The 25,724-nt window shown below is 49.6% G+C and carries 18 protein-coding genes; 16 read left to right on the forward strand and 2 right to left on the reverse strand.

What is annotated here, in order from left to right; translation table 11 throughout:
- Position 1: 1 nt before the first annotated feature.
- The 7 genes from KNP00_RS10575 (at position 2) to KNP00_RS10605 (ending at position 8,946) form a co-directional block, all read left to right on the forward strand.
- Positions 2-2,110 (forward strand): heavy metal translocating P-type ATPase, encoded by a 2,109-nt coding sequence (locus KNP00_RS10575; RefSeq protein ID WP_215144970.1) that lies wholly within the window; start codon positions 2-4, stop codon positions 2,108-2,110.
- Positions 2,107-2,313, forward strand: coding sequence for a copper chaperone CopZ (gene copZ / locus KNP00_RS10580; RefSeq protein ID WP_215144972.1), 207 nt, complete (start codon positions 2,107-2,109; stop codon positions 2,311-2,313). The genes KNP00_RS10575 and copZ overlap by 4 nt, the downstream gene beginning before the upstream one ends.
- Before the next feature lie 309 nt (positions 2,314-2,622).
- Positions 2,623-3,285 (forward strand): response regulator transcription factor, encoded by a 663-nt coding sequence (locus KNP00_RS10585; protein ID WP_215144974.1) that lies wholly within the window; start codon positions 2,623-2,625, stop codon positions 3,283-3,285.
- A complete protein-coding gene (locus tag KNP00_RS10590; protein WP_240542838.1) occupies positions 3,285-4,652 on the forward strand; it encodes a sensor histidine kinase in 1,368 nt (455 codons plus the stop codon). The genes KNP00_RS10585 and KNP00_RS10590 overlap by 1 nt, the downstream gene beginning before the upstream one ends.
- Positions 4,653-4,779: 127 nt before the next feature.
- Entirely contained in the window at positions 4,780-5,250 is a 471-nt protein-coding gene (locus KNP00_RS10595) for a competence protein ComK (RefSeq protein WP_215144978.1), read from the forward strand.
- Between the two features lie 87 nt (positions 5,251-5,337).
- Positions 5,338-8,412: an efflux RND transporter permease subunit gene (locus KNP00_RS10600; RefSeq protein WP_215144980.1), complete on the forward strand. Its 3,075-nt coding sequence runs from the start codon at positions 5,338-5,340 to the stop codon at positions 8,410-8,412.
- A 123-nt stretch (positions 8,413-8,535) separates the two neighbouring features.
- Positions 8,536-8,946: a hypothetical protein gene (locus KNP00_RS10605; RefSeq protein ID WP_215144987.1), complete on the forward strand. Its 411-nt coding sequence runs from the start codon at positions 8,536-8,538 to the stop codon at positions 8,944-8,946.
- 28 nt (positions 8,947-8,974) lie between these two features.
- Here KNP00_RS10605 and KNP00_RS10610 read toward each other — a convergent pair whose 3' ends face one another.
- Together KNP00_RS10610 and KNP00_RS10615 are read right to left on the reverse strand one after the other, a co-directional pair.
- The gene (locus tag KNP00_RS10610) at positions 8,975-9,361 is read right to left on the reverse strand and encodes a hypothetical protein (protein ID WP_215144989.1); all 387 of its coding nucleotides are present in this window, start codon (positions 9,359-9,361) and stop codon (positions 8,975-8,977) included.
- A gap of 55 nt (positions 9,362-9,416) precedes the next feature.
- Positions 9,417-9,797, reverse strand: coding sequence for a truncated hemoglobin (locus KNP00_RS10615; RefSeq protein ID WP_215144991.1), 381 nt, complete (start codon positions 9,795-9,797; stop codon positions 9,417-9,419).
- 158 nt (positions 9,798-9,955) lie between these two features.
- Here KNP00_RS10615 and addB point away from each other — a divergent pair, with 158 nt between their 5' ends.
- From addB to KNP00_RS10660, 9 genes are all read left to right on the forward strand, one after another.
- Positions 9,956-13,393: a helicase-exonuclease AddAB subunit AddB gene (gene addB / locus KNP00_RS10620; RefSeq protein WP_215144993.1), complete on the forward strand. Its 3,438-nt coding sequence runs from the start codon at positions 9,956-9,958 to the stop codon at positions 13,391-13,393.
- Positions 13,371-16,988: a helicase-exonuclease AddAB subunit AddA gene (gene addA / locus KNP00_RS10625; RefSeq protein WP_215144995.1), complete on the forward strand. Its 3,618-nt coding sequence runs from the start codon at positions 13,371-13,373 to the stop codon at positions 16,986-16,988. The genes addB and addA overlap by 23 nt, the downstream gene beginning before the upstream one ends.
- 202 nt (positions 16,989-17,190) lie before the next feature.
- Entirely contained in the window at positions 17,191-17,553 is a 363-nt protein-coding gene (locus KNP00_RS10630) for a response regulator (protein ID WP_215144996.1), read from the forward strand.
- Complete coding sequence (locus tag KNP00_RS10635) at positions 17,550-20,108, forward strand: sensor histidine kinase (RefSeq protein ID WP_215144998.1); 2,559 nt, start codon at positions 17,550-17,552, stop codon at positions 20,106-20,108. Before KNP00_RS10630 ends, KNP00_RS10635 begins: the two co-directional genes overlap by 4 nt.
- A gap of 117 nt (positions 20,109-20,225) precedes the next feature.
- Complete coding sequence (locus KNP00_RS10640) at positions 20,226-20,606, forward strand: YisL family protein (RefSeq protein WP_215145000.1); 381 nt, start codon at positions 20,226-20,228, stop codon at positions 20,604-20,606.
- 103 nt (positions 20,607-20,709) lie between these two features.
- Positions 20,710-21,741 (forward strand): class I SAM-dependent methyltransferase, encoded by a 1,032-nt coding sequence (locus tag KNP00_RS10645; protein ID WP_215145002.1) that lies wholly within the window; start codon positions 20,710-20,712, stop codon positions 21,739-21,741.
- A gap of 69 nt (positions 21,742-21,810) precedes the next feature.
- A complete protein-coding gene (locus KNP00_RS10650; protein WP_215145004.1) occupies positions 21,811-23,304 on the forward strand; it encodes a phytoene desaturase family protein in 1,494 nt (497 codons plus the stop codon).
- The gene (locus KNP00_RS10655) at positions 23,301-24,779 is read left to right on the forward strand and encodes a phytoene desaturase family protein (RefSeq protein WP_215145006.1); all 1,479 of its coding nucleotides are present in this window, start codon (positions 23,301-23,303) and stop codon (positions 24,777-24,779) included. Before KNP00_RS10650 ends, KNP00_RS10655 begins: the two co-directional genes overlap by 4 nt.
- Positions 24,748-25,587, forward strand: coding sequence for a phytoene/squalene synthase family protein (locus tag KNP00_RS10660; protein WP_215145008.1), 840 nt, complete (start codon positions 24,748-24,750; stop codon positions 25,585-25,587). The genes KNP00_RS10655 and KNP00_RS10660 overlap by 32 nt, the downstream gene beginning before the upstream one ends.
- Positions 25,588-25,724: the final 137 nt, after the last annotated feature.

Here is a 25,724-nt window from a genome sequence, read left to right on the forward strand (position 1 = left end):
CATGAAAACCGTTGAGTTATCCATACAAGGTATGACTTGTGCGGCGTGTTCAGCGCGAATTGAAAAAGTGTTGAATCGGATGGATGGTGTCGAAGCGACGGTCAACCTTCCGCTCGAGACGGCAACGATTCGTGTCAATGAAGGAATTACAGAAGAAGAGCTGATCGCTCGGATTGAGAAAATCGGATACGGAGCCGAGCCGAAAGTCGACATGGCACCGCCGCATGATTTGCGTCCATTACAGCGGAAAGTCATCATCTCCGCGCTGTTGTCGGCCCCACTACTTCTCGTCATGCTGACACATATACCAGGACTCGGTTTCAATGCGCCATGGTTGATGAATCCATGGTGGCAGTTCGCCCTTGCGACACCCGTCCAGTTTTGGATTGGGGCGCAGTTTTATCAAGGGGCATATAAGAGCTTGAAGAGCGGTTCGGCGAACATGGATGTGCTCGTCGCGACGGGAACGTCAGCCGCATACTTCTACTCGATTTTTGAAATGATTGTACACCCGATCAATCCCCATCTCTATTTTGAGACGAGTGCAGTGCTCATCACGCTCGTCTTACTCGGGAAGTGGTTAGAAGGGCGGGCGAAGGAGAAGACGACCGATGCGTTGAAATCACTCTTATCGCTACAGGCGAAAGAGGCCATTCTGTTTGTCGATGGTGAAGAACGGTCTGCCGCCGTCGAACTCGTCAAAGCAGAAGATATTCTCGTCGTACGTCCCGGAGAGAAGATCCCGGTCGATGGACGGATCATCGAGGGAGAGACGGTCATTGATGAATCGATGTTGACCGGTGAATCGATTCCTGCCGAGAAGACGGTCGACGCTGAGGTCGTCGGCGGTACAATCAACCAGTCTCATCGTATCCTCATACGGGCGGAACGGGTCGGGAAAGAGACGATGCTCGCTCAAATCGTGCGTGTCGTCGAGCAGGCACAGACGAATAAGGCGCCGATTCAACGGCAGGCCGACCGCATTTCGGGCGTCTTCGTGCCTATCGTCGTAGCGATTAGTGTCGTCACGTTCGCCGTCTGGGCATTCCTTTTCAATGACATCGATACGGCCATCCGTGCGTCAATCGCCGTTCTTGTCATCGCCTGTCCATGTGCCCTCGGCTTGGCGACCCCGACCTCGATCATGGTCGGGACGGGACGGTCGGCCGAACAAGGTGTGTTGTTCAAAGGTGGCGGTCAACTGGAATCGCTTAATGAAGCGAACATCGTCGTGTTCGATAAGACCGGTACGTTGACGAACGGAACACCGGAAGTAGTGGAAACGTTTGGAGACGAAGCGGCGCTAAGGCGCGCCGTCATGGCGGAGCGACAATCGACGCATCCGTTGGCGGCGGCCATCGGTCGAGAGACAGGCGATGGTGTCGTGACAAAAGTAGAAGAGTTGGCCGGTCGAGGTGTCAAAGCGGTCGTCGATGGGGAACAGCTCACCATCGGGTCTGTCCGAATGATGGAAGAACTCGGATTCGTGTTGCCGGATTGGTCGATGCGAGCGATGACCCCGGTCTATGTCGCAAATGAGAATGGAATCGTCGCGGCATTCGGGTTGCAAGATCAACTGAAGCCAAAAAGTCGAGATGTCGTACAAGCGTTGAGTCAAACGCGTGACGTGTACGTCTTGACGGGCGATCGGAAAGAAGTCGCTTATGCGATTGCCGACGAACTCGGTATCCCACACCGTCATGTCATCGCCGAAGTGCTTCCGGTCGAGAAGGCGGACGAAATCGAACGATTGAAACAATTCGGTCGCGTCGCCATGGTAGGGGACGGCATGAATGATGCCCCGGCGCTCGCGGTGGCAGACGTCGGGATTGCATTCGGGAGCGGTACGGATATCGCACTCGAGGCGGCGGATGTTACGATTGTAGGGCAAGACGTTGAAGGAGTGAACCGGGCGCTGAACATGAGCCGACTGACGATGAAGAACATTCGTCAAAACCTGTTTTGGGCGCTCGCCTATAATAGTCTTGGCATACCGGTCGCTGCAGCGGGGTTACTTGCTCCATGGATTGCCGGTGCGGCGATGGCGTTCAGTTCGGTGTCTGTCGTCTTGAACGCGTTACGATTAAAAACACAAGGAGGATCATCATGAAAGAAACAACGTTAACTGTAGAAGGTATGACATGTAATCACTGCAAAGCGGCAGTGGAGGGAGCATTGAATGAGTTGAACGGTGTCGAATCAGCGACGGTATCTCTTCAAGAGCATCGGGTCGATGTCATTCACCAAGATTCCGTCTCACGTGAAGCGATGGTGGAAGCGGTCGAAGAGCAAGGATACGACGTAAAAGCTTAATCATGGTAAAGTCCTGAGTTAATCGGGACTTTTTTTTGATATTCAACGTAGAGGATATATGCTATATTTAATATGATAATGAGAATCGGTATCAATGGGAGGCGGCATCATGGAGTTGATTATGATTAGTGGAGTACTGGCGCTGATTGGTGGGGGAGCGGCGTTTTTGACACAACAAGTACGAACAAATTCAGCCCGTTAAAGAAGGAGCGATTTCAAGCCCTTCTTTTTTCTTTGAGTTGACGCCCATCCCATCATTTCACGACAATTGTTTGATATGATGAGAAAAAACGTGTTGAGGTGACTTGAATGTATACAATCTACTTAGTCGACGATGAAGTGAACTTAAATAAAATGCTCGTCACGTACCTAGAACAGGAAGGGTACAACGTGCGCTCGTTCGCAGACGGTACGGCTGCGCAAGAAGCGATTTCGGACCAACCGGATTTATGGGTGCTCGATATCATGCTGCCGGACTTGGACGGGTTCCAGTTATTAAAACAAATCAAAGCCGTCAATGCGAACACGCCGACCATCTTCATCTCCGCGAGAGACGAGGATATCGACAAAATTATTGGACTCGAGATGGGATCGGATGACTACATCGCCAAACCGTTCCTTCCGAGAGAGCTCGTCATTCGTGTCAAGAAGTTGATCGACCGTGTCTATGGATCGAAATCGAACGAACATATTGAATACGGGGAGTATACGATATATCCGGACAAGCGTCTCATCAAGCATGGGGATGAGGAAATCGATTTGACTTCCAAAGAGTTTGACTTGCTTCTATTGTTTTTAGAATATCCGGGTTCGGCACTGTCAAGGGAACAGATTTTAGAAGGGGTGTGGGGGACGGACTACTTCGGTTCAGATCGTGTCGTCGATGACTTGGTTCGCCGTGTACGGAAAAAATTACACCGCCTTGAGCTCGAAACGCTTTACGGAATCGGCTATCGTCTCGTCAGACCATGATGAACTCACTCAAGCCAAAACGTCTCATGTGGAAAATTTGGGTGCTCATCCTGCTCATCATCGTGACGCTCGCTCTCATGATTTTAGTTACGATTCGCTCGTCCATCACCCAGTTCATCGATGAACAAGTATACGAGATGTTGCAAGACGTAGATTATTATTTGGGCAATACGAACGAGTTGGAAAATTACCCACAAAACCCGATTGAATACGATCGACGTCAACAGGAGTCCCGTTCGGTCAATCAATTGATTTTTCTGCCGAACGGTCGAATCATTTACGGGTCGGCGCCGCTAGAACTGACGAATCGTATGTATCAGGAAGCGCTCGACCAAAATGAACAAGTCAAACAGTATCAGACGACGATCGATGGGGAGGACGTCTATTACATCATTCGACAAAACGAATACGACGGAACGATCGTGTATCAAGCTTCCTACGCTTGGGATGCATATCGACGGGAGTTGGTGTCGACATTATATTGGCGAATCTCGATCCTCATCGGTCTTATCAGTTTTCTATCGCTCATTCCGGCACTGTTGATGTCCCGCCAATTGACGAAACCGATTGTCGAGATGGAACGCGCGGTCGAAAAGATCTCGAATCGTCAGTGGGAAACGGCTCTTCCGTTAGACCGTCAAGATGAGCTCGGCCAGTTGGCCCACTCGATCGACGCGATGCGGAAAGAACTGAAAGAGCAAGATTTGGCACAACAAGCGCTACTTCAAAACATATCGCACGATTTGAAAACGCCAATCATGGTCATTCGAGGATACGCCCAGTCAATCGGGGACGGCATTTATCCGACAGGGGATTTGAGAGGTTCTGCGGAAGTCATCGACGAAGAGGCATCCCGGCTCGAAAAGAAAGTCGTCGACTTGTTGTATGTCACAAAGCTCGAATATTTCAAGGGACAGGAAACCACATTCGAACCGATCAACCTCGACAAACTAATGGAACTTCTCGTAGCGCGCTTTAAGCTTAGAGGTCAGATCGAATGGGAACTGAATGGCGAGGGCGGCGAGATGCTTGGGGACGGGGAGCAAATCCGTGTCGCGTTTGAGAACGTGCTCGATAACGCATTGCGCTATGCAGAGACACGAATCCAAATCGACATGCGCCGGGATGAATCCGGAGTAGAGATCATCATCTTCAATGACGGGCCGGCGGTCGACGAAAGTTTAGATTTGTTCCATCAGTTCTCGCGTGGAAAACAAGGAAAGTTTGGACTTGGGTTGTTCATCGTCCAACGAATTGTGACACTTCACACAGGTGAGGTGTCCCTTCGAAATACAGGAGACGGAACAGCGGTGCGATTTTACTTTCCACGACTCAAACCGAACCATTCTTCAAAATCTAACACTTAATTTTCAAAACCAGCCAGAAAACGGCTGGTTTTTTCTTAGGAAATAACAAGAAGCCGATTTGCGGTAGGAATGGAATCCTGGTATGAATGACATGTAAGTCATTACATACGTTATGGAGGATGAAATGATGAGTCGATTGACCAATGAAACGAGAGCTTTAATTCCTGTGTTTAACGAATATGGTGAGGCGGAGACTCTCGTATACCAACCAGAGGGAATCGTGCGAATGAAAGGGTCGCCAATCCACCTCCTTGAACATGCATGTTTGTACTATGGGTCGAGCATACAAGGGCGGATCGAAGCGGCACGTCATGTTCTTGGACCGCATCGTAAGACCCCCGTCGTCATGGATTGGCACGCGGACGCGGTCTTTTTTCCGACAATCGCCAAAGAAAGTCCTGATTGTGCATGGATCAATTTTCAACACGTCACGTCCATCAAAAAAGAAGGGAAACAGACGCTTATTCAATTTTTGACCGGCGAGTCAGTCAAGGTTCACGTTTCCGACCATACCGTATCGAAGCAAAAACAACGGTCAATCGAGTTATCGTACGCTTTTCAAAAACGTTTTCATGACAGCACATTGCAACACGCATAAAAATTGAATTCAATGAAAAACCCCTCTATGATGAAGAAGAGATATCATATGTGTGTTTGCACATCTTCCGAAAGTGAGGGGTTTTTAATGTTTTTTGAAAAAATGATTGAACGGGGAAAGTTGGTCATCGTGTTTCTTCTCGTCGCAATTGTCGTGGGTGTGTTGACGTTCTTTCAGCTCCCAAAGCGAGAGATTCCAGAAACGGGAATCAATATCGTGCTTGTTCAAACACCGTATCCTGGAGCAACGGCGGAAACGGTTGAACGAAATGTCACCGGCGTGTTAGAGGAAGAGTTGCGAAGTCTAGAAGGGGTAGAGAACGTCACGTCAATCTCGGCTTCAGAGTTTTCAAACATTACGGTCGAGTATGTCGATGGGACCGATCAAGCAGAGTTTCAAGCGAGCGTGCGGCAAGCTCTGTCTGACGCGACACCAAAACTACCAGAAAACGCACTCGCGCCAACAGTTAACGATTCTCTCGGTCAATTGCCGGTCGCATCGTACTTGTTGACGGCGGATGACCGGGCATCTTTTGAGGACGTGCGAGCAGACATCGAACAGTTAGAGTCGAACCTTCTGCGAACGGATGGCGTGACGGGAGTCACGATTAAAGGATTACCGGAGCAAGAGTATGTCGTAGCGCTCGACTCGGAAGAGCTCGGTGCCCGTCAGCTCGCCTTCCCTGATGTCTTAACGGCAATCAATGAAGAGTACAAGACGACACCGCTCGGTCGCAAATCAACCGATGAAGGGATTTATCAGTTAGCGATTGAAAACTTGACGAACGTGAACGATATGGAACAGGTGATTGTCGGTTCGTTCAACGGGGAACCTGTCTTGTTAGCAGATGTCGGGACAGTCGAAGAGACGGCGAAGAGCGAAACGGACCTCGTCTCACTAGACGGAAAGCCGGCTGTCTCCATCACTGTGCCAATCGAGTCAGGATTGGATATTCCGACGATGCAAGACCGTGTCGATGACGTGGTAGAGGCCGAACTTGGAGATGTAGACGGATTTGAGCTCGTTCCCTACTATGAGCAGGCGAAAGCGGTCGATGCCATCTTCTCCTCACTGACGCGTGAATTTATCATCGCGATGATTGCCGTTATCGCGGTGACAACGATCGGTCTCACGTTCTCTGGTTCAATCATCGTCAGTTTGGCAATCCCATTATCATTTTTGATCGCCTTGATCCCGTTGCAGTTCACCGGGGTCGATTTGAACCAAATCTCAATCATCGGGGCGATCATCGCCTTGGGGATATTGGTCGATGATGCGATTGTCGTGAACGATAACATTTTAAGGAGATATCGAAACGGAGATTCTGCGATGGTCGGGGCAGTCCGTGGAACGAAAGAAGTATGGGGATCGATTGTCACGTCAACACTTGCGGTCGTCTTTGCTTTCCTCCCACTCACTTTGCTGTCTGGAGCGAACGGAAACTTTATCCGTGCCTTACCAACTGTCCTTGCGCTCTCTGTTTTGGCATCGATGGTGATCAGTTTGACACTCGTTCCGATTGCGCAATATCGTCTGAACCGCAAAGAGGTAAAAGTGTCAAAACGTGAGCCGGGCTGGCTCGGCGGACCACTTAATCGTCTCAGTAACTACTATGCCGATCGCCTCTTACCAATCGTCGCCAAACGGCCATGGACGTTTGGAATCGTCGGACTTGTCGTCACGACAGCATTGTATGGACTGATTTTGCTCACACCGTTCGAGTTCTTCCCAGCAGCGAACCGTCAGGAGGTCGTAACGAGTGTGACCTTCCCGGTACAAACGGATTTAGAGGAGACGGAATCTCGTCTTGAAGAAATCGAAGCAGAGTTTCAACGAGAAGAAGGTGTCATCGAAACGTCCATCTTCGCTGGCGGTGGACTACCAGGCCTCTTTACAGGGGGACTCGATCAATCCGGTGAAAACACGGGACAAATCATTGTCCGTGTCGACAACGAGTCGATTGATGCCATTGAGCTGATCGACCAATATACGAACGTGTTACGCGAGAAGTATCCCGATGCGGAAATCTTCCTGGATACGCAACAGCAAGGACCTCCTGCGTCGGCACCCGTCGAGTTCACGATGCGCAGTGAAACAATCGATCAACTCGTCGCTGCACGCGATCAAGTAAAAGCTGAACTCGAGGAGGTCGAGGGCGCGATCGTCCTTGACAACATCAAAGAACCATTCCAAACGCTCACTTACGAGTTGAATCGTGAAGAGATGGCAGAAGCCGGCGTCACGGCTAAAGCAATCAGTGATCAAATCCGACTCGTCACAGACGGAATCCCAATCGGAACGTTCGATGACGGGGTGGAACAGCGTGACGTGAAAATCGTCATTGATGCGGAAGCGAACCGCCAGGCGCTCGCACTCGACGAGATCTCCGTACCGGTCGAAACCGAAGCCGGACCTCCGGTTGAACCGCTCAGCACGTTCGTGACGGAAACGACAACGGAACAAATTCAGCAGATCCCACGTGAGAACGGGGAACGGTCGGTCACGCTTCAGATTTATGCGAGCGAAGGTACGGATGAAGACGTATTTAAACAAGAGGTAGAACAGGTGTTAGAGGATGCGAAGTCTGGCCTCGAAGATGAAGGGATTACGTTCGACCAAACCGGGGCGAGCGACACACAAAACGAGTTCTTCTTAGAGCTTGCGACATTGTTCGTCGTCGTCTTGTTCTTGATCTACTTGGTGATCGCATTCCAGTTCAACTCACTCTCGCTACCATTACTCGTCTTGTTCACCATCTATCTCGCAATCGCGGGAGCGGTCGTTGGGTTGTTCGTGACACAGACGCCGTTCAGTTTCATGGCATCGATGGGGATGGTCTCACTTGCGGGGATCGTTGTACGAAACGCGGTCGTCTTGTTCGAGTTTATTGAACAACGGATTCGAGACGGACTAGCGGTCACGACCGCTGTATATGAAGCAGGTCGTGCTCGGATTCGTCCGATTCTTTTGACGGCGCTCACCGCAGTCGTCGCCCTTTTACCTGTCGCACTAGGTGACGATCCGCTCTTCAAACCGCTTGCGATTGGAATCGTGTCAGGGATTCTATTCTCGACTGTGTTAACCTTGGTGCTTGTCCCGGCGTATTACTTGATTTTGGCGAAACGTCGTCATAAGGACAAACCGTTTACTGACGAATCATAATGGAAGGTGTGGCGTCGATGATGACGTCACATCTTTTTTTGAACCATTCGTCACATGTTTTGTGCGATGTTGTATGGGTATAATTAGAAGAGAGGTTTTCAACAGTAGGGGAGGGAAATGAAGATGAACGATTCATATACTTGGCTTAACCGCCGAAAAGTGCGACCCGCCTATAGCGTGACCGGGAGCCGCTCGTGGACGAGCGAGCGTGTCGTCCGACCGGACCGTGCACGAGGGAAAGTCGTGCGTGATGTGAAACGCGTACGCCGTCCGTATGTGGATGAATACGGCACTCGTCGCTGGACAACGGGCCGTGTGGTCGTCACGGATGCGTCTCGTAAAGCACGGGCGCATGGACACGGTGATACAGCCGTACAATTAGAGTTCTCGACACCAACGCCATACGAGCGTGTGAAAGAGATGATTCCGACGAAACGTGTGCTCGTCCCGGTCGTTGCTGGACTTGCGGTCGTCGGTGGAATCGCCGGTGTCGCCTATGCGCTTCGTAAAAAGAAACGAAATAAGAAGAACTAAAAAAATCGCCGAAATTTCGGCGATTTTTTTACTTGAATCGTTCAGCGAGGATGCGCTCGAGTTCACGCTGTCCAAGCTCACGCATTTCTGTCTCATTCTCTTCATCATATGCATCGTCCGTGAAGCGGCCGACAAATTCGACTTTGTCGTTCCCTAGTTCGCGGAACACTAAGTTTTTGCGATCGTTATAAAAGACGACACGGTATTCACGGCCGTTTTCGTGATCGTAATTGAAGACGCCTTTGATGTGATCCATATTTTTCTCTTCAGGCTGATCCTCATCATCGTCCTCTTCTTCTGCATCGGCTGCCTCGGCAGCTTCTTCAAGCGCGTCGGCGAGGACTACCGTTTCTTCTTTCTCTTCTGTTTCCTCTTCTTCAGATGAGACGACTTCTTTTTTTTCTTCTTCTGTCATGTGAAACGACCTCCTTTATTTACTTTCCTATCATACCCACTTTTTATAGTTGTGACTACTCAAAATGATGCGAACAAACGCGTACGACATTCGAAGACGACATAACCAACCGCTGAAACAGTTGACGTTTGATCGATTCCGGGGCGTCTACCGTCTTGAGCGCCTGCTCCATACATCCGAGCCAATGACCGGCGTGTGTCTCAGAAATCGGATGTTCATGATGGATCATCGCTAAATTCCCACCGCCACGACGTTCCGAATACAGCTTCGGACCACCGAGCAACTGTGTTAAAAATTCAAATTGATGCTGTTTGACCCGGTCTTGATCTTCCGGAAAGAGTGGAAGTAAAATTGGGTCGGCATAGACGAGGTCATAAAACGCGTCGACGAGTTGTTGCACGCCGCGTTCGCCCCCAAACTGTTCATAAGCACTCACATTCATTCCCCCTCATACGTTCAGTCTAATCGATTTTGACGATAAATGGGAGCGATGCAGGCTGTAACTTTTTTAACTAAGGTAAAGGAGAGGTTTCCCTCTACAAATGAGTGGAGATGGTTCATAATGAAGAAAAAAGGGAAGGAGTGTTCGCTAAAATGGCAGTTACCTTTCATGTTGGCCGATCGGGAACGGGAAAAAGTGAGCGGATGATTCGAGAGGTCATTCAAGAACTTAAACGAAATCCGAGCGGACCGACGATTTATATGATCGTACCGGACCAAATGTCGTTTGAAATGGAGAAGAAAATGGCGACAGTAGACGGTCTGCATGGCTCAACGCGTATCCAAGTCCTCTCCATGCGTCGTCTCGCATTTTTGCTGATGCGGGATGCGGGGGTAGCGACAGACCAATTTTTAGACCAGACCGGGACCCATCTGTTGTTACGGAAGGTCGTCGAGATGAGCGAGGAACGTTTGACCTTGTTCCGTCGAACGATGAATCAATTCGGATTCTATGAAGAGTTGAATCAATTGATCTCGATGTTGAAGCGAGGACTCGTCGAACCGGAACACTTGTTGCGTCTAAGTGAACAGGCACAGCACCGAGCCTTAAAATTGCAGGACCTCTCCATCATATACGAAGGATTTTTAAAGATGACCGAAGGCAAGTCGCTTCATGCGGAAGACTATTTCAACGTCATGTTGCAAATCCTTCCGGAAACGGATTTGACAGACGTACGTGTCTACGTGGACGGGTTCAATGAATTTTCAGAACAGGAGTTGGCGGTTCTCGTCGCCCTCGCTGAAAAAGTTGAGGTCGACGTGTTGCTCACGCTTGATCCTACGTCGATGTATCGCCTTGACCCACTGTTTGGTCCGACGCAGCGTACGCTCATGCGATTCAAAGAGCTGTTGTCAGAACGACAGATTGCTTTTGAAGATGAACCGTACGATATCGTCTATCGTTACACACATCCGAGTCTTCGATATTTAGAGGCGACGTTTGACCAATTGACGGCCGAACCATATACCTTGTCTGAGAATCGGGTCGATTTACACGCTGCAGTCGATCGGACCGTCGAAGTGGAGGCAGCGGTCCGAGAAGTCATCCGACTCACTCGTGAGGAAGGATATCGCTATCGGGACATCGCACTCATTTCACGCTCGCTCGAGGAATATGGAGATTTGGCATCTCAGGCACTCCAGAAGATGGGACTGCCTTATTTTCTCGATGAGCGACAACCGATGCTCGACCACCCACTCGTCGAACTATTGAAAGCAGCGATTGATATCGCCTTACGCGGTTATCGGGAAGAAGCGGTCTTTCGTGCTCTCAAGACGGAACTCATCGTCCTCGACCCGTCACATCGGCGGACGTCCGTCGACCGTCTCGAAGCGTTCGTCATTGAGCGTGGCATCAAGCATTACCATTGGCATGACGAATGGCAGTTACGGCGACGTGCCGGCGAAGAGGCACGACTCACGAGCGAAGAGTTGGATGTTGAAGCAGACTTGAACCGTTACCGGGAACGTGTCATCGATACATTTGATCCATTGCTCAAAGAGTTAAAGCAAGCAAAGACGATGCAAGCCTATACACATGCCATGTATGGCTTTTTAGAGCGGATCGGTGTATCAGACTGTCTAAATCATTGGCGCGACGAGGCGATTGAGGAGGCGCAGTTGCTCGAGGCACGCGAACATACACAAGTATGGGATGCGGTGTTACATTTACTTGAGCAATTAGAGGCGGCCGCTCCGGAAGAGACGTTGTCAACGGACCTGTTCCTCCAGATGATGGACACCGGACTAGATAGTCTTCGGTATGCCTTAATCCCGCCGTCGCTCGATCAGTTGACGGTAACGGACTACGTACGTGGGCGTTTGATTGATAAGAAGGTCGTGTTCTTGCTCGGGGCGAATGAGGACCAGATTCCTCTCGTCACGACACAGTCCAAACTGCTGACCGACCACGACCTAGATTTCATGCATGAGCATGGACTGCGTGCAGGGAAGGCGACGGAGCATTTGTTTGATGATGAAACGTACTACTTATATAAAGCCGTGACGGCGCCGAGCGAACGTCTTTACATCAGTTATGCCTTAGTCGACAGAACGGGTAAAGCCGTTCAGCCAGCGCGCTTCATCGCAGATTTAAAAGCCCGCCTTCATCAAGAGGTCATCAAGACACACTTTTCTGAAGCGGGAGAACATCGACCGCGTGACCAGTTTGCCTTCTTGACGAATGTGAACCAGACGGCAGCGGTCACGGCACTTGAACTTCAGCGATTGAGTCGCCATTACCCGATTCAAGATATGTGGTTTGCTGTCTACAATGAACTGTTAAAACACCCAGGTGGTCGTGAGCGCTTGCAGCTGTTGACGAGCGCCCTGTTCTATCAAAATATCCCGGAATCGTTAGATGACCGTGTCGCGAAATCGCTTTACACGCCATCGATTCGGGCGAGCGTCTCTCGACTCGAGACATTCCAGTCTTGTCCGTTCAAACATTTCGCACGTTACGGATTGCGCTTGAAAGAACGGCGGTTGTATCGACTCGAGGCACCGGATATCGGAAACCTATACCACCGGACCATCGAACATATGTCGCAGACGGTGAAAATGGATGGGAAAGAATGGCGAGATGTCACGCCTGATGAGTGTTCGAGTCTAGCGGATCAGGCGGTAGAGCTCGTGACACCGGAGATTCAGCACGCCATCTTGATGAGCTCAAACCGATACGCCTATTTGAAGAAAAAACTGACGGACGTCGTCAGTAAGACGGCAGAAGTATTGATCGAACAGTCAAAACGGGACGGCTTTGACCCGGAGGCGTTTGAACTCGCGTTCGGTAGCGGTGAATTCCCACCCGTATCGTTCACCTTGTCGAACGGGGCAACGTGTGAACTGGTCGGCCGAATCGACCGCGTCGACACGGCGATGGTTCACGATCAGCTATACGTTCGAATCGTCGACTATAAGTCGAGTAAACATGAAGTCGATTTCGCGGAAATCTATTACGGCCTGGCGATGCAGATGCTCATCTATTTGAAAGTGTTAATCGAGCAGGCGGAGGTGTGGACAAAAGAGAATGTGGCACCTGCAGCGGCCCTTTATTTTCATGTTCATCGGCCACTCGTCCCACCGGCAGGTTCTGAAGAAGAGACGCGCCAAAAAGTGTTGGAGTCGTATCAGATGCAAGGTTTACTCGTGGATGACCCGGACATTTTGGAGAGGATGGACCGTTCCGCAAAGGGATCTTCTAAGAAATCGATCGTCATCCCGGTCAAATATAAAAAAGATGGTACACCTGATGCGAACACATTGAAAAAAATTGTCACGCCACCACAACTCGAACAATTGATGAACCATGCGTTCGATGTCGTCAAGGCGAGCGCCGAAGAAATGTATGAAGGAAAAATTGATGTAGAGCCGTACGAGTACAAAGAACGAAGACCATGTCAGACGTGCCCATATCAGAGCGTCTGTCATTTTGACGAGGCGCTCTCGAATGAGCCACGCAAGTTAAAAAAACTTGAGAAAGAAGATGTATTCCAGGAGTTAGGAGGCGATGACCGTGAAATGGACGAATGATCAGTTCGCCGCGATTGAGGCGAGAGGGAGCCACGTGCTCGTATCGGCTGCGGCGGGGTCCGGGAAGACGGCGGTCCTTGTCGAGCGGTTGTCGAGCCGATTGCTTGATGAGACGGATGAGCTCACGGCTGACCGGATGCTCGTCGTCACATTCACGAATGCGGCAGCGGCAGAGATGAAACGACGGATCGCAAGGGCGCTTGAAGAGGCGTTGCGTGACGATCCAGCAAACGAATACGTCCGAAAACAACGACAGATGTTGAACCGGGCACTCATCACGACCATCCATTCATTCTGCTTAGAAGTCATTCGGGAGAACTATTACTTGTTGGACTTAGACCCGGCGTTCAAGATTGCGGAAGAGCGAGACCTCGTGCTGTTACAGGACGACGTATTAGAAGAGGTGCTTGAAGATGAGTACGGGAAACAAGATACTGATTTCTTCGCGCTCGTCGACGCGTATACGTCAGACCGGGGTGACAGTGAAATCGAGGATTTGATTCTCGGCTTATATCACTATGCGCGCACCCTTCCAGATCCTGACGCCTATTTAGACAAACTCGTATCCATGTACACGTTCTCAGAGGACCCGGACGAGGAAGCGATCTTGATCGAGTTTGGACAGATGTTGTGGGACGACATCGATCAGGCGGTACGCAGTCTTCGAAAACTTGAGGCAGAACTCCGTGTCGCTGGTTATGAGCCGCAGTCTGAAAACATCCGTCAGGCGATTTTCCCGTTTGAACAACTCGAAGGGGAAGAGCTCATCTGGAGTGAACTCGAGACGGCCGCACGTGCGATGAAGTTCGGGACGATGAAAGCAGTTCCGAAAAAAGAAGAGCATCAAGTGTATCACGAGGTATTCAAGCCGGCGTACGATCAAGCAAAGAAAAAGTTGACGGCAGCGGTCGAACAGGCACGCGTCAGCGGAGCGGATTTGTTAGAGAGCGTCTCGATGCAACAGCCGCTCGTTGAAACACTCGTTCGAACCGTTCGCACGTTCGGTCAAGCATACGAGCAGGCGAAGCGTGACCGTGCTTTCGTCGACTTCAGTGACTTAGAACACTATGCGCTCGCTATTTTACGAAACGACGGGAGACCGTCCGACGTCGCTTCTCTTTACAAGGAACGCTTCGCTGAGGTGCTAGTCGATGAGTATCAGGATACGAACGAAATTCAAGAGACCATCATCAACCTGGTCGCAAACGAACGGGAAGAAATCGGAAACTTGTTCATGGTCGGTGACATCAAACAATCGATTTATCGATTCCGCCATGCGGAACCGGGTCTCTTCATCGATAAGGCGACGCGCTTTAGACAAGCGGATACCGGGAAACGAATCGACCTCTCTCAAAACTTCCGCAGTCGGGCAGAGGTGCTTCATGGAATCAATGACCTGTTCGTTCAGCTCATGGACGAAGAGGTCGGCGAGATCGCATATGACGAGGCGGCGCAACTTGTCCCAGGACGCGAGTATGAACCGATTCCGGCGGACCCCGAGTTTATTTTAGTCGACGGGGCGAGTCGTGAGTTGTCGAAGCAGGAAGTCGAAGGACGAGCCATCGCGACCCGAATCCTAGAACTCGTATCGGGTGATGAGCCGTTCAAAGTGACGGATGAGTCCACCGGGCAACTCCGAAACTGTGAATATCGGGATATCGTGATTCTCGTGCGTTCGAAGAAAGAACGTGTCGAACAGTTGATGGACATTTTGACGCAGTACAACATCCCGGCCTATACCGATTCGGATGGCGGCTACTTTCAAGCGACCGAGATACGCATGATCCTTGCCCTTTTGAAAGTGATCGATAACCCACTTCAAGACATCCCGCTCGCCGGTGCACTGCGTTCACCGATGTTCCGTTTCGATGACAGCGAGTTGGCCCGCATTCGGCTCGAATCAGAAGATTCTTTTTATGAGGCACTTAAAGCCAAAGCGGATGACGATGATGAGCTTGGTGTGAAATGTGAAGAGATGCTCGACCGCCTATCCCGCTGGCGCACGTATGCTCGAAATCATAGTTTGTCTGAGTTGATTCAACAGTTATTCAATGACACCGGGTTTTATGACTTTTCAGGTGGATTGCCTGGAGGGAAAGGACGCCAAGAAAACTTGAAGGCGCTCTATGACCGGGCACTCGCCTATGAGCGGAGCGGCTATCGTGGCCTCTATCGCTTCTTACGCGTGATGGACCGCCTGCAAGATACCGGGGAGGACTTGTCAGAGGCACGGTCACTCGGAGACGAGGAGAACGTCGTTCGCATCATGACCGTGCATAAATCGAAAGGTCTTGAGTTTCCAGTGACCATCGTCGCCCAACTCGGAAAACAATTTAACAAACGTGATCAAATGCAACGCGTCATTTTCCATAAGCAGTATGGGATCTCGCTCGATGCGATCGACGTCGTGACACGTACAAAGTCAGAGACGTTCGTGAAAGAGATGATCCGGCGGGATTTGGATGCGACGATGAAAGCGGAAGAGATGCGCGTCCTCTACGTCGCCTTGACACGGGCGAAAGAAAAACTGATTCTCGTTGGAACGGTGGGCGAACCGCTCAAACATGTTCAGCAGTGGTTACAAGTCGGACGATCCGGAGACTTGTTGGCAAGCGAGGCGAGACGCGAGGCGAAAACTTACCTCGACTGGATTGCTCCGGCCCTTCTTCGCTTATCGAGCGCCTCCACTTGGATTGAGTCGTTCGGCTTCACGGCCCCATCCACCTTTCACGAATCGACGCCATGGATGTATCGCGTGATTGGCGAAGGAGATCTTGCCGAGATTGCGACGCTTCAGGAGATGATGGCGCAACTTCATCACGTCCAGCAATTTGAGACGATCGACTTCCCGATTCAAAACGAAGAAAGAACGGTTCATGCCGTCCGTCAGGCACTGACCTACCAGTATCCGGCGGAGGATGCGGTACGCACGGCGGCGAAACAAACGGTGACCGAACTAAAACGGGCGATGCAACTCGAACAGGCAGCGTTTGAAGATCCGGTCCGTCCGATTGACACGCCGTATCGGGAGCCGAAATGGCGTCAAGTCAAACAAAGCGGTGCGGAGCGAGGGACGACGTTACATCTGATTTTCCAATTGGCTGACCCGAACGAGCCGATTGTCGAACAGATCACCCAGTGGGAGTTGAAGGGGATGCTCAGTCCGGTCGAGGCCGAGACGGCACGCCTAGCCGTCCCTGATATCGAGGCGTTCTTCCATACGGAAGTCGGTCAGGCACTCGCCGGCGCGCTCGAACGAGGAACCGCGTGGCGAGAGTTACCTTTCACCTACACGGTACCGGGTGAACGCGTCAATCCAGATGGGCAATTCACGGATGAGCAAGTATTGATCCAAGGAATCATCGATTGCCTCTATTTTGATGGGACCTCTTACGTCCTGCTCGATTATAAATCAGATGCTGTCACACACTTATCTAGCTCCCGTGAAGATGCACATGAGCGGCTTCGGGAACGATACGCGATTCAATTGCAGTTGTATCGGGAGGCGATTGAAACCATTTGGGACATTCGTGTCGAACAGACTCTTATTTATTCACTCGATTTACAGGAAATCGTGACTGTGGCGACTAAATAATATAGAATTTTTAGAGCGATGTCGGCTGCAGACATCGCTCTTTTCTAATCGCTGAAGAAGTCGATTGAGCGGAATAAATGTTTTCAGGTCAGAGGTTTTGGAAAAAGACGTACGAAGATGAATTTCGTGCGTCTTTTTATTTTGTGTAACAATTACAAATCCGTTAAAATATAAAAATGGGATAAAAAATGGAGGAACGATTATGGTTAAAATCTTGCTTGCTGAAGACGAAGAAGTACTACGTATGCTTGTCATCGATACGTTAGAAGATGAAGGGTATGACATCGACGAGGCTCAGGATGGGATAGAGGCTTATCGATTGATTGAAGAGAACGATTATGACTTGGTCATTGTGGACCATATGATGCCTGGGATGACCGGACTAGAAGTCATTGAAAAAGTACGGAAGCTACCACAGCGACAACATACAAAAGTGATGATGTTGACGGCGAAAAGCCAACAATCTGACCGTGATTGCGCGAATGAGATTGGTGTCGACTATTTCATCTCGAAACCGTTTAGCCCAATTGAACTTGTCAAAATTATAGGAGGCATCGTGAATTGAAAAGGTGGTTTAAACAAAAACTCGGACGTGACATCATGGTCGTCCTCTATTCATTTCTCGTCATCGCATTGGTCGGGTCGGTATTGACATATGTCTATATCGAGAACCGATTAGAGGCAAACGAAGCGAAGTTGCGTCAAGTCGATGAACGAGTCGATCGACTGACGACGATGTGGGATGAATGGCAGGCCGATCAGTACGATACACGAGGTTATTTATTGTTCGGTGATATGGAATCTCTCGAACGAGCGAGCGCGAACGAAGCGAAGTTTCAGCAGGAAATCAACTGGTTCAAAGCGCAAGTCATTACTCGTCAAGGAGAATTGTTCGCAGAGGACCTTCAACAGTTTCATAACTTTTATTATGACGTCATCATCCCGGTGACATACGAATACGCACAGGCGCAACAAGATGGTGAAATCACAGAAACATTTGTCGATGCACAAACGATTGCCGAGCTACCTACGGCTGAACGCCTGATCGAGCAGGGGCTCGTGCAGTTCAATCCGGAGCGGGGAATCGACATTTTAGGACCGATCGATGAAGTTGAATCGGCACTCGTCAACTATCGTCAGCTTATGGCATCCGAAAAAGAGAGCGTCTATGCAGAATGGCGTCAAAACAATAATATGCTTCAATTGTTGTGGATTACGAGCATCGTTTCATTTGCCGCATTGATCTTATTGTTCGTCCAACCGTTCCTTCGTCGTCAAACACGTCTTATTTCTAAACTTTCGATTGCGTCAAATCGATTATTAAAAGGCGAAATCGTGGATTTGAGCGATCAAATGAAGCGAGAAGATGAGATTGGTACGATGTCCCGCTCGTTCCATAAGATGGCCGAGACACTTCGGGATAACGAGCGACATTTGATTGAAAAGAATCATGAGCTGCAAGCGCAACAAGAAGAATTGATTGCACAACAAGAAGAACTCCAGGCGCAGCAGCAAGAACTCGAAGAAATTTTAGAACAAACCCAACAAAACGAGCAGCATCTCGCTTACCGAAATGAACTGACCGAGACGTTGGCATCGCGCGATTCGCTCACGGCGTATCCGGAAATTATTGAGAAACTCGTCATGATTACCGACTCAGAGGTCGGGGCTCTCGTCTTTGTCGATGAGACGGGGTCGTATAAAGTGACAAGCCATGGATTGAATGACACGTTGTCACGTCAGTTGCTCGAAAGTGAGAATTCAGTGCTGACACGGGCGATGTCGTTGAAGACGACAGTTCATTCGTCGAAACAAGTCGCAAGTGATCATCCGCTACCGTATCCGTATTATATGTTTGAGACGGCGGTACCGGTTCATGACCCGACCGATAATTCAATCATCGCCTTCATCTATCTCGTTCGTTATAAGGATCGTTTCACACAGACGCAGATGGGTGACATCATGTCGTTCGCTCGTCAGCTCTCCCTCTCTCTCTTACGGATGCGTCTATTCGAGGAGATGAAGCGTGAGAAAGGGAAAACAGAGCGCATCCTCGACTCGATTCGGGAAGCGGTCGTCTATATCGAACATTCGACTGATGACGTATTCGTCAACCGTCCATTGTACGAGATGTTCCCAGAACTGAGTGATGTCACATCAGTCGACCTAGAGGAACAGACATGGGAAGAGTGGCGAAACCAATTGGTTGAAACCGTCGATCAGTCTGAAGATTTCATGAAATACACAAATCGTTTGTTCACCGAAGACTTCCCGCATGACAGCGTCAGCTTCTCCATTCGTAAAGGGGAGATGAACTTGCAGATGTATGCAGAACGGATTGTCGTCGGAGGTCTCTCGAAAGGGACGCTTCTTGTCTTCCGGGACATTACGAGTGAGACAGAGGCTGAACGATTGAAGAGTGAGTTCATCTCAACGATTTCGCACGAATTGCGCACACCGCTGTCATCCATTTATGGATTCACAGAACTGATGGTGAAAAAGCAGCTTCCGAATGAAAAACAGGCGAAATATTTGGAGACCATCCATGCGGAGACGGAACGCCTGACACATCTCGTAAACGACTTCCTCGATGTTCAGCGCATGGAATCGGGTAGTCAAATGTATGACCGAGAACAGCTTGATATCGAACCGGTCGTACGAGATATGTTGACGTTTTATGAGGCATCGTCTTTGAAGCATGAATTTGAAATGATTGCGGATGATTCACGGCCTTACGAGTTGTTCGTAGACTGCCAAAAGTTCAAACAGCTGATGAGTAATCTATTGTCAAACGCCGTCAAATATTCTCCGCGCGGCGGAAAAATCACAGTAGAACTCGCACACCATGAACAAGTCGTTGCGATTAAAGTGAAGGACGAGGGAATCGGAATCCCGAGCGAAGCGCTCGATCGATTGTTCGATAAGTTCTATCGCGTGGATAACTCTGACAGCCGAGAAATCGGCGGGACGGGACTCGGCTTACCGATTTGCCAAGAAATCGTCCGTGGCCATAACGGACAGATTCATGTGGAATCGATTCAACATGAGGGGTCGACCTTCATCGTTGAAATTCCAAGCTACGAATACGCCATCCAAGAATCAGAGACGACACTCGTATAAAGAAATGAGCCATCCGATGAGGGATGGCTCATTTTTGAATAAAGCGTTCACTTGACCACATGTCAGTTGATTCGTGTACAATGAAGACTGTACAACATCATAAAGGGGGACACTAGAATGCCGCTAATTGCATTCTTGCACACGCACGTCACGAGTTGGGTACTATTACTTATTTTGTTTGCCGTTGCCTACGTCGGTTATAAGAATGGGAATAAGAGCGGAAAAATCGCACACATGGCGTTTCGACTCATGTTACTCATCGCTTTCGGAACGGGATTGTACCTTTACCTTCAACTGAATGGGGGCGGTGCGTTCTATCACGTGAAAATCACGGTCGGGTTACTCGCTCTGATTTTTGGTGAGATGACGCTCGTCAAGCTGAAGAAGAACAAACCATCGAACGTCATGTTCGGCGGATTTGTGATTTTAACGCTTGCCACCATCTTCGTCGGTTATGCATTACCGTATGGATTATCTTTCTTTAACAGTTTTATTTGATCTGACTTTCCCACTTCGCATGCCGAAGTGGGATTTTTTTGTTTGTACATAAATTATTAGGGGAAAATAAAAAAATCAGTAATCATGATGATGAGGTGAAACAATGGATCAACAAGTGATGGAATGGACACGCGTGTTACATGCGCGGAAATGGATGAAGCAGACGGAATCGTTTTTACCATTATGGCACGGTTATATCGGGTATAAATTCGGGCTATTCGATGCACTACAAGGTGGGGCGAGTCGGGCTGAGATGAATTTACGATTAAAACAACCGCTGACACAGCTCGCCTTAGAGCGTTGGTTGGAGGTCGGGGTCGCTGTGCGTCATTTGAAGAAAAGAGGGTGGCGCTATTATCCGACACGGGGACTGAAGTATCAATTATCCGGTAACGACGAACGAAGTATCGGATTCATGCTTCAAGAGATGATGGAACTTCACATTCCTGCATTGATCGCCTATCCAGAATTTTTAGAGTCTGGGAAACAGAAAACGTTCGATGGTGCCGAACACGGTCAAGTCGTGGCGAAGACGTCGACGCTCGTCGGAACGGTCGCGTTTCCGATCGTGCAACAGCTGTTGCGTCAAGCGAATGTCCGTTCAATGCTTGATGTCGGTTGCGGTCACGGCGGATATTTGCGTAAGCTACAAGGTCTTGAACCAGACTGGGAGTTGACGGGAATCGATTTAGAAGAAGAAGTGATTGAAGAGGCGCGCTTGCAAGATGAGCGTGGCGAGATTCATTTCGAAGTCGCTGATTTCATGAACTGGGAAACAGAGGAGCGTTTTGATGCGGTCATGATGAACAATATGCTCTATTACTTCTCACCTGAAGAGCGGGTCAAGTTGTTAGAAAGGCTTCGGGATCGACTAGAAGAAAATGGGGTTGCGGTACTCGTGACACCGCTCGCTGAAACAGCTCTTGGCGGGCGATTCGCCTCAGCGTTCAATGCGTTCATGACGCTTCACGATAACCTGTACCCGCTTCCGACCATCTCAAGGTTACGTAGACAGATGCAAGAGGTCGGGTTCGATCAAATTCGGTTCATTCCATTCATTCCGGAAGGGTCCTGGTATATCGTGATTGCCGGCCGTGGAAAGGAGAACCTGCTCAATCAACCGATTCAGAATTGAACTTGTCTCCAGTCATTTCTATAATGATAGAGAAGCATAAGAGACTATTCACATAGGGAGTTGTTGAGTGTGTCGAAACAAAGAGTTGCCGTGATTGGGGCAGGACCAGGTGGATTGGCTGCCGCGATGCTACTGTCGCATCGTGGGGTAGACGTCACTGTATTCGAGAAACAACCATTCGTAGGAGGGAGAACGTCACGTTTAGAAGTAGGCGAGTTCGCGTTCGACCGAGGACCTACTTTTTTAAACATGCCTTATATTCTGGAAGAAATGTTTGAGGAGACTGGACGTAATCTGCATGATTACGTCGAGATGAAACGACTAGAACCAATGTACGATCTATATTTCGATCGTGGAACGAGACGGCTCTCGATGACGACAGATCGTGACCAGATGCATCGAGACATTGAAGAGCAGTTTCCTGGTAACGGGGAAGGGTATGAGCGGTTCATGAGTGAACAGGCGATCAAACTGTCTAAGTTGATGCCCGTGCTTCAAACCGCCCATGACAAACTAACCGATTATGTATCGTTGCGAGTGTTGAAGGCACTTCCGTTTCTCTCGATCGGTAAATCATTATATGACGTCTTGTCCGAGTACTTTACGAGCGAAGAGTTGAAATATGCGTTCACATTTCAGGCAAAATATTTAGGGATGTCCGCTTGGGAGTGTCCGGGTGGTTTTTCGATTTTGTCCTATATGGAACACGCCTATGGAGTCCATCACCCGATTGGGGGAGTGAATCAGCTCTGTCATGCAATGGCTAAAGTAGTCGAAGAAGAGGGTGGCGTCATTCGTTTAGGTCAACCAGTAGAACGTCTCCTGATCGATGGTCAGAATGTGACCGGACTCGTATCAGGAAGCGTCCATTACGCCTTCGACGAAGTCATTATCGGTGCTGATTTCGCACATGCGATGACGTCTTTAGTTCCGGATGGCACGTTATCGAAGTGGAGTCCGACACAACTCAAGAAGAAACGTTACTCTTGTTCGACGTTCATGCTCTACCTCGGGCTCGATCACATCTATGAGGACGTGGCACACCATTCGATTCACTTTGCGGACGATTATGAATCGAACGTCAAAGAGATGACGCAAGAATTGAAGTTGAGCGAAGACTTCTCGTTTTACGTACAAAACGCCTCACGCATCGATCCGACACTCGCACCTAATGGGAAGTCGTCGCTATATGTGCTCGTACCGGTACCGAACAATCTGTCCGGTCTCTCGTGGGATGCATTGCAGGCGACGATGACAGAACGTGTCCTCGACGCGCTTGAAACACGTTCCCCGTATCGGAACATTCGTCAACACATCGAGGTGATGGAGACGCTGACTCCAAGGGATTGGGAGGCGTTCGGCGTATATGAAGGCGCAACGTTCAACCTAGGTCACAATTTGTCGCAAATGATGTATTTCCGTCCGCACAACCAATTCGAAGAACTCGACAACGTCTGGCTCGTCGGTGGCGGGACCCACCCAGGGAGCGGGCTTCCAACCATCTTTGAATCAGCTCGAATCACATCGAACCTTTTGCGTGACCGGGCAGGTGTCGGCCGATGAAAATCAGTTTTGTAGGAGCCGGTGTCGGAACGCTTTACGCTGCCCTTTTACTGACAAAACGAAATCCGTCGCTTCAAATCACGATCTATGAGAAAGAGACTCGTGTCGGCGGTCGGTTGAACTATGTTGAATTCGAAAATGGTGCGAAGATCGACGAAGGTCCTACGATTGTCTTATTACCGAGTAAACTCAAACAACAATTGCTAGAAGCGGGTCTTCCTGAACATGAAGTCGAACTGATTGAAGTCGATCCGCTCTATCGTTTGCGCTATCAGGACGGGATGTCGTTTTATAAGTATCGGGACATTGAGCGGCAGGCTGAAGAAATTGAGCGGGCATTCGGTGAAGGGGATGCATTCCGCCACTATATGGCACAGAAAAAAGAAGAGTATCGGATCGGGTTCGATACGTTTTTGGATCGTAGCTACGAATCGAAAACAGAGTTGTTCGAACCGAGATTGTTACTGCTCCTCATGCGCTTAAAAGCTTACGAGACGGCCCATGCGAACATGAAACGATTCTTCGAGGATGAACGGTTACGTGTGGCCTATAGTCTACAGACACTTTATATAGGCGGGAATCCGTACGCGACCCCTTCTTTATACGGACTCATTCCTTATCGAGAGCAGGAAGAAGGGGTTTGGTACGTAAAAGGAGGATATTTCTCGCTCGTGACGAAGATGGAACAAGAGTTGAAACGACGAGGTGTCCAGTTCGTCATGAACGCCCACGTCGATCGCGTTCACGTCACGGATGGGGTGGCAAACGGCGTCACAGTCAATCAAGAGCATGTGCCGTATGATGCAGTCGTCGTGAACGGAGATTTTCCACTCATGGAGCGACTCATCGATGGCGTGACCCCGAAAGCGTATGAACCGTCTAGTGGCACGTTGCTCCTTTATTTCACCGTCAAAGGGGATCTTGATTTACCGGTTCATCAATTCGATTTACCGAATGATTTTGAGGGATCGATGCGCACGATCTTCGAGGATGGTAAACTAAGTGAGTACCCGGCGATGTACACGTTCAACCCGTCACGGATCGATGCGACACTGGCGCCAAAGGGAACGAGCGTGCTATACGTACTCGTCCCGGTTCCGCGGAAACTAGAACGCGTCGACTTTAAGACACGAGGGACGATCGAGCATTTATTAGGTCGAATCGAGACGTTACTACCCGATTTCCGTGAACGTGTGATCGAGATGAAAGTGCGGACCCCGATGGATGCCGAGCGGTTCGGTTTGTTCGAAGGAGGGAGCTTTGGGATTGCACCGAAGTTATCCCAGTCGGCCGCGTTCAAACCACAGGCGAGACCATACTCGAAAATCGAACGGCTGTATGCGGTAGGCGCATCTGTCCATCCGTGCGGCGGCGTACCAATCGTCATGATTGGATCACAGTTACTCGTAAAAAAAATGGAAGAAGAAATGGGGGCAATACATCGTGACGACACAAGAAGCGTATCGTCAATGTGAGGAAATCATGAAGAAAGGTTCGTTGACCTTTTATCGGGCCTTCTCTTTGCTCTCTAAACCAGATCGGCAAGCGGTTATGGCCGTATATACATTTTGCCGGACGCTTGATGATGCGGTCGATGAATCAGACCGCCCAGAAGAGAGTTTGGCGACGTTTTTGCATGCATTCGATCGTTTCTTGGCTGGTGATCATCAAGAGGAAGCATTATGGATTGCCCTTCGCGACGTATGGCAACGCTACGAAATGGACGTCGACCCATTCTTTGAGTTGGCAGAAGGAATGAAGTGGGACTTACATAAGTCACGATATGAGACGCTTGAGGAGACGGAACAGTACAGCTATTATGCGGCGAGTACGGTCGGTCTGATGCTTCTTCCGATCCTAGTCCCGAATCAGGATGCCTCGACGAAGCGTCAGCTAAGGCAGGGCGCCATCGATCTCGGCGTTGCCATGCAATTGACGAACATTTTACGAGATGTCGGAGAAGATTTGACCCGTGATCGAATTTATTTGCCACGTGCGATGATGCGACAATATGGAGTGAGTGAAGAGATGTTACGTCAACGAGAAGTAACACCATCATTCATTCAATTGTGGGAAGCATTGGCGGCACGCGCGGCATCTCTGTATGAACAGGCTAGGGAGACACACCATTTGTACCCGCCTGCAAGTCGTAAACCGGTGCAAGCGGCGGCCCTTCTGTATGAAGGGATTTTAGATGCTGCTCGCGCAAATCGATACGACGTTTTCACAAAACGAGCATATGTGACGACTTTGCAAAAAGGGAAGTTGTTGGCGAAACTATGAGATCGAATGAACTGTAGCGCATCATGCGACTGCAGTTTTTTCATACAAAAAAACCACTTTTGGCGGGGGACCAAAAGTGGCGTAAGCGTTTTGCGATCCATTCATCGGGGAAATGAATGGATCTCTTTGTGATGAAA

Source organism: Exiguobacterium qingdaonense (assembly GCF_018617855.1).
Classification (GTDB): domain Bacteria; phylum Bacillota; class Bacilli; order Exiguobacteriales; family Exiguobacteriaceae; genus Exiguobacterium; species Exiguobacterium qingdaonense.

Bases quoted from the DNA above. Each gene is read 5' to 3' on its own strand.
- KNP00_RS10575 (WP_215144970.1), top strand. From the start codon at position 2: ATGAAAACCGTTGAGTTATCCATACAAGGTATGACTTGTGCGGCGTGT.
- copZ (WP_215144972.1), top strand. From the start codon at position 2,107: ATGAAAGAAACAACGTTAACTGTAGAAGGTATGACATGTAATCACTGC.
- KNP00_RS10585 (WP_215144974.1), top strand. From the start codon at position 2,623: ATGTATACAATCTACTTAGTCGACGATGAAGTGAACTTAAATAAAATG.
- KNP00_RS10590 (WP_240542838.1), top strand. From the start codon at position 3,285: ATGAACTCACTCAAGCCAAAACGTCTCATGTGGAAAATTTGGGTGCTC.
- KNP00_RS10595 (WP_215144978.1), top strand. From the start codon at position 4,780: ATGAGTCGATTGACCAATGAAACGAGAGCTTTAATTCCTGTGTTTAAC.
- KNP00_RS10600 (WP_215144980.1), top strand. From the start codon at position 5,338: ATGTTTTTTGAAAAAATGATTGAACGGGGAAAGTTGGTCATCGTGTTT.
- KNP00_RS10605 (WP_215144987.1), top strand. From the start codon at position 8,536: ATGAACGATTCATATACTTGGCTTAACCGCCGAAAAGTGCGACCCGCC.
- KNP00_RS10610 (WP_215144989.1), bottom strand. From the start codon at position 9,361: ATGACAGAAGAAGAAAAAAAAGAAGTCGTCTCATCTGAAGAAGAGGAA.
- addB (WP_215144993.1), top strand. From the start codon at position 9,956: ATGGCAGTTACCTTTCATGTTGGCCGATCGGGAACGGGAAAAAGTGAG.
- addA (WP_215144995.1), top strand. From the start codon at position 13,371: ATGACCGTGAAATGGACGAATGATCAGTTCGCCGCGATTGAGGCGAGA.
- KNP00_RS10630 (WP_215144996.1), top strand. From the start codon at position 17,191: ATGGTTAAAATCTTGCTTGCTGAAGACGAAGAAGTACTACGTATGCTT.
- KNP00_RS10640 (WP_215145000.1), top strand. From the start codon at position 20,226: ATGCCGCTAATTGCATTCTTGCACACGCACGTCACGAGTTGGGTACTA.
- KNP00_RS10645 (WP_215145002.1), top strand. From the start codon at position 20,710: ATGGATCAACAAGTGATGGAATGGACACGCGTGTTACATGCGCGGAAA.
- KNP00_RS10655 (WP_215145006.1), top strand. From the start codon at position 23,301: ATGAAAATCAGTTTTGTAGGAGCCGGTGTCGGAACGCTTTACGCTGCC.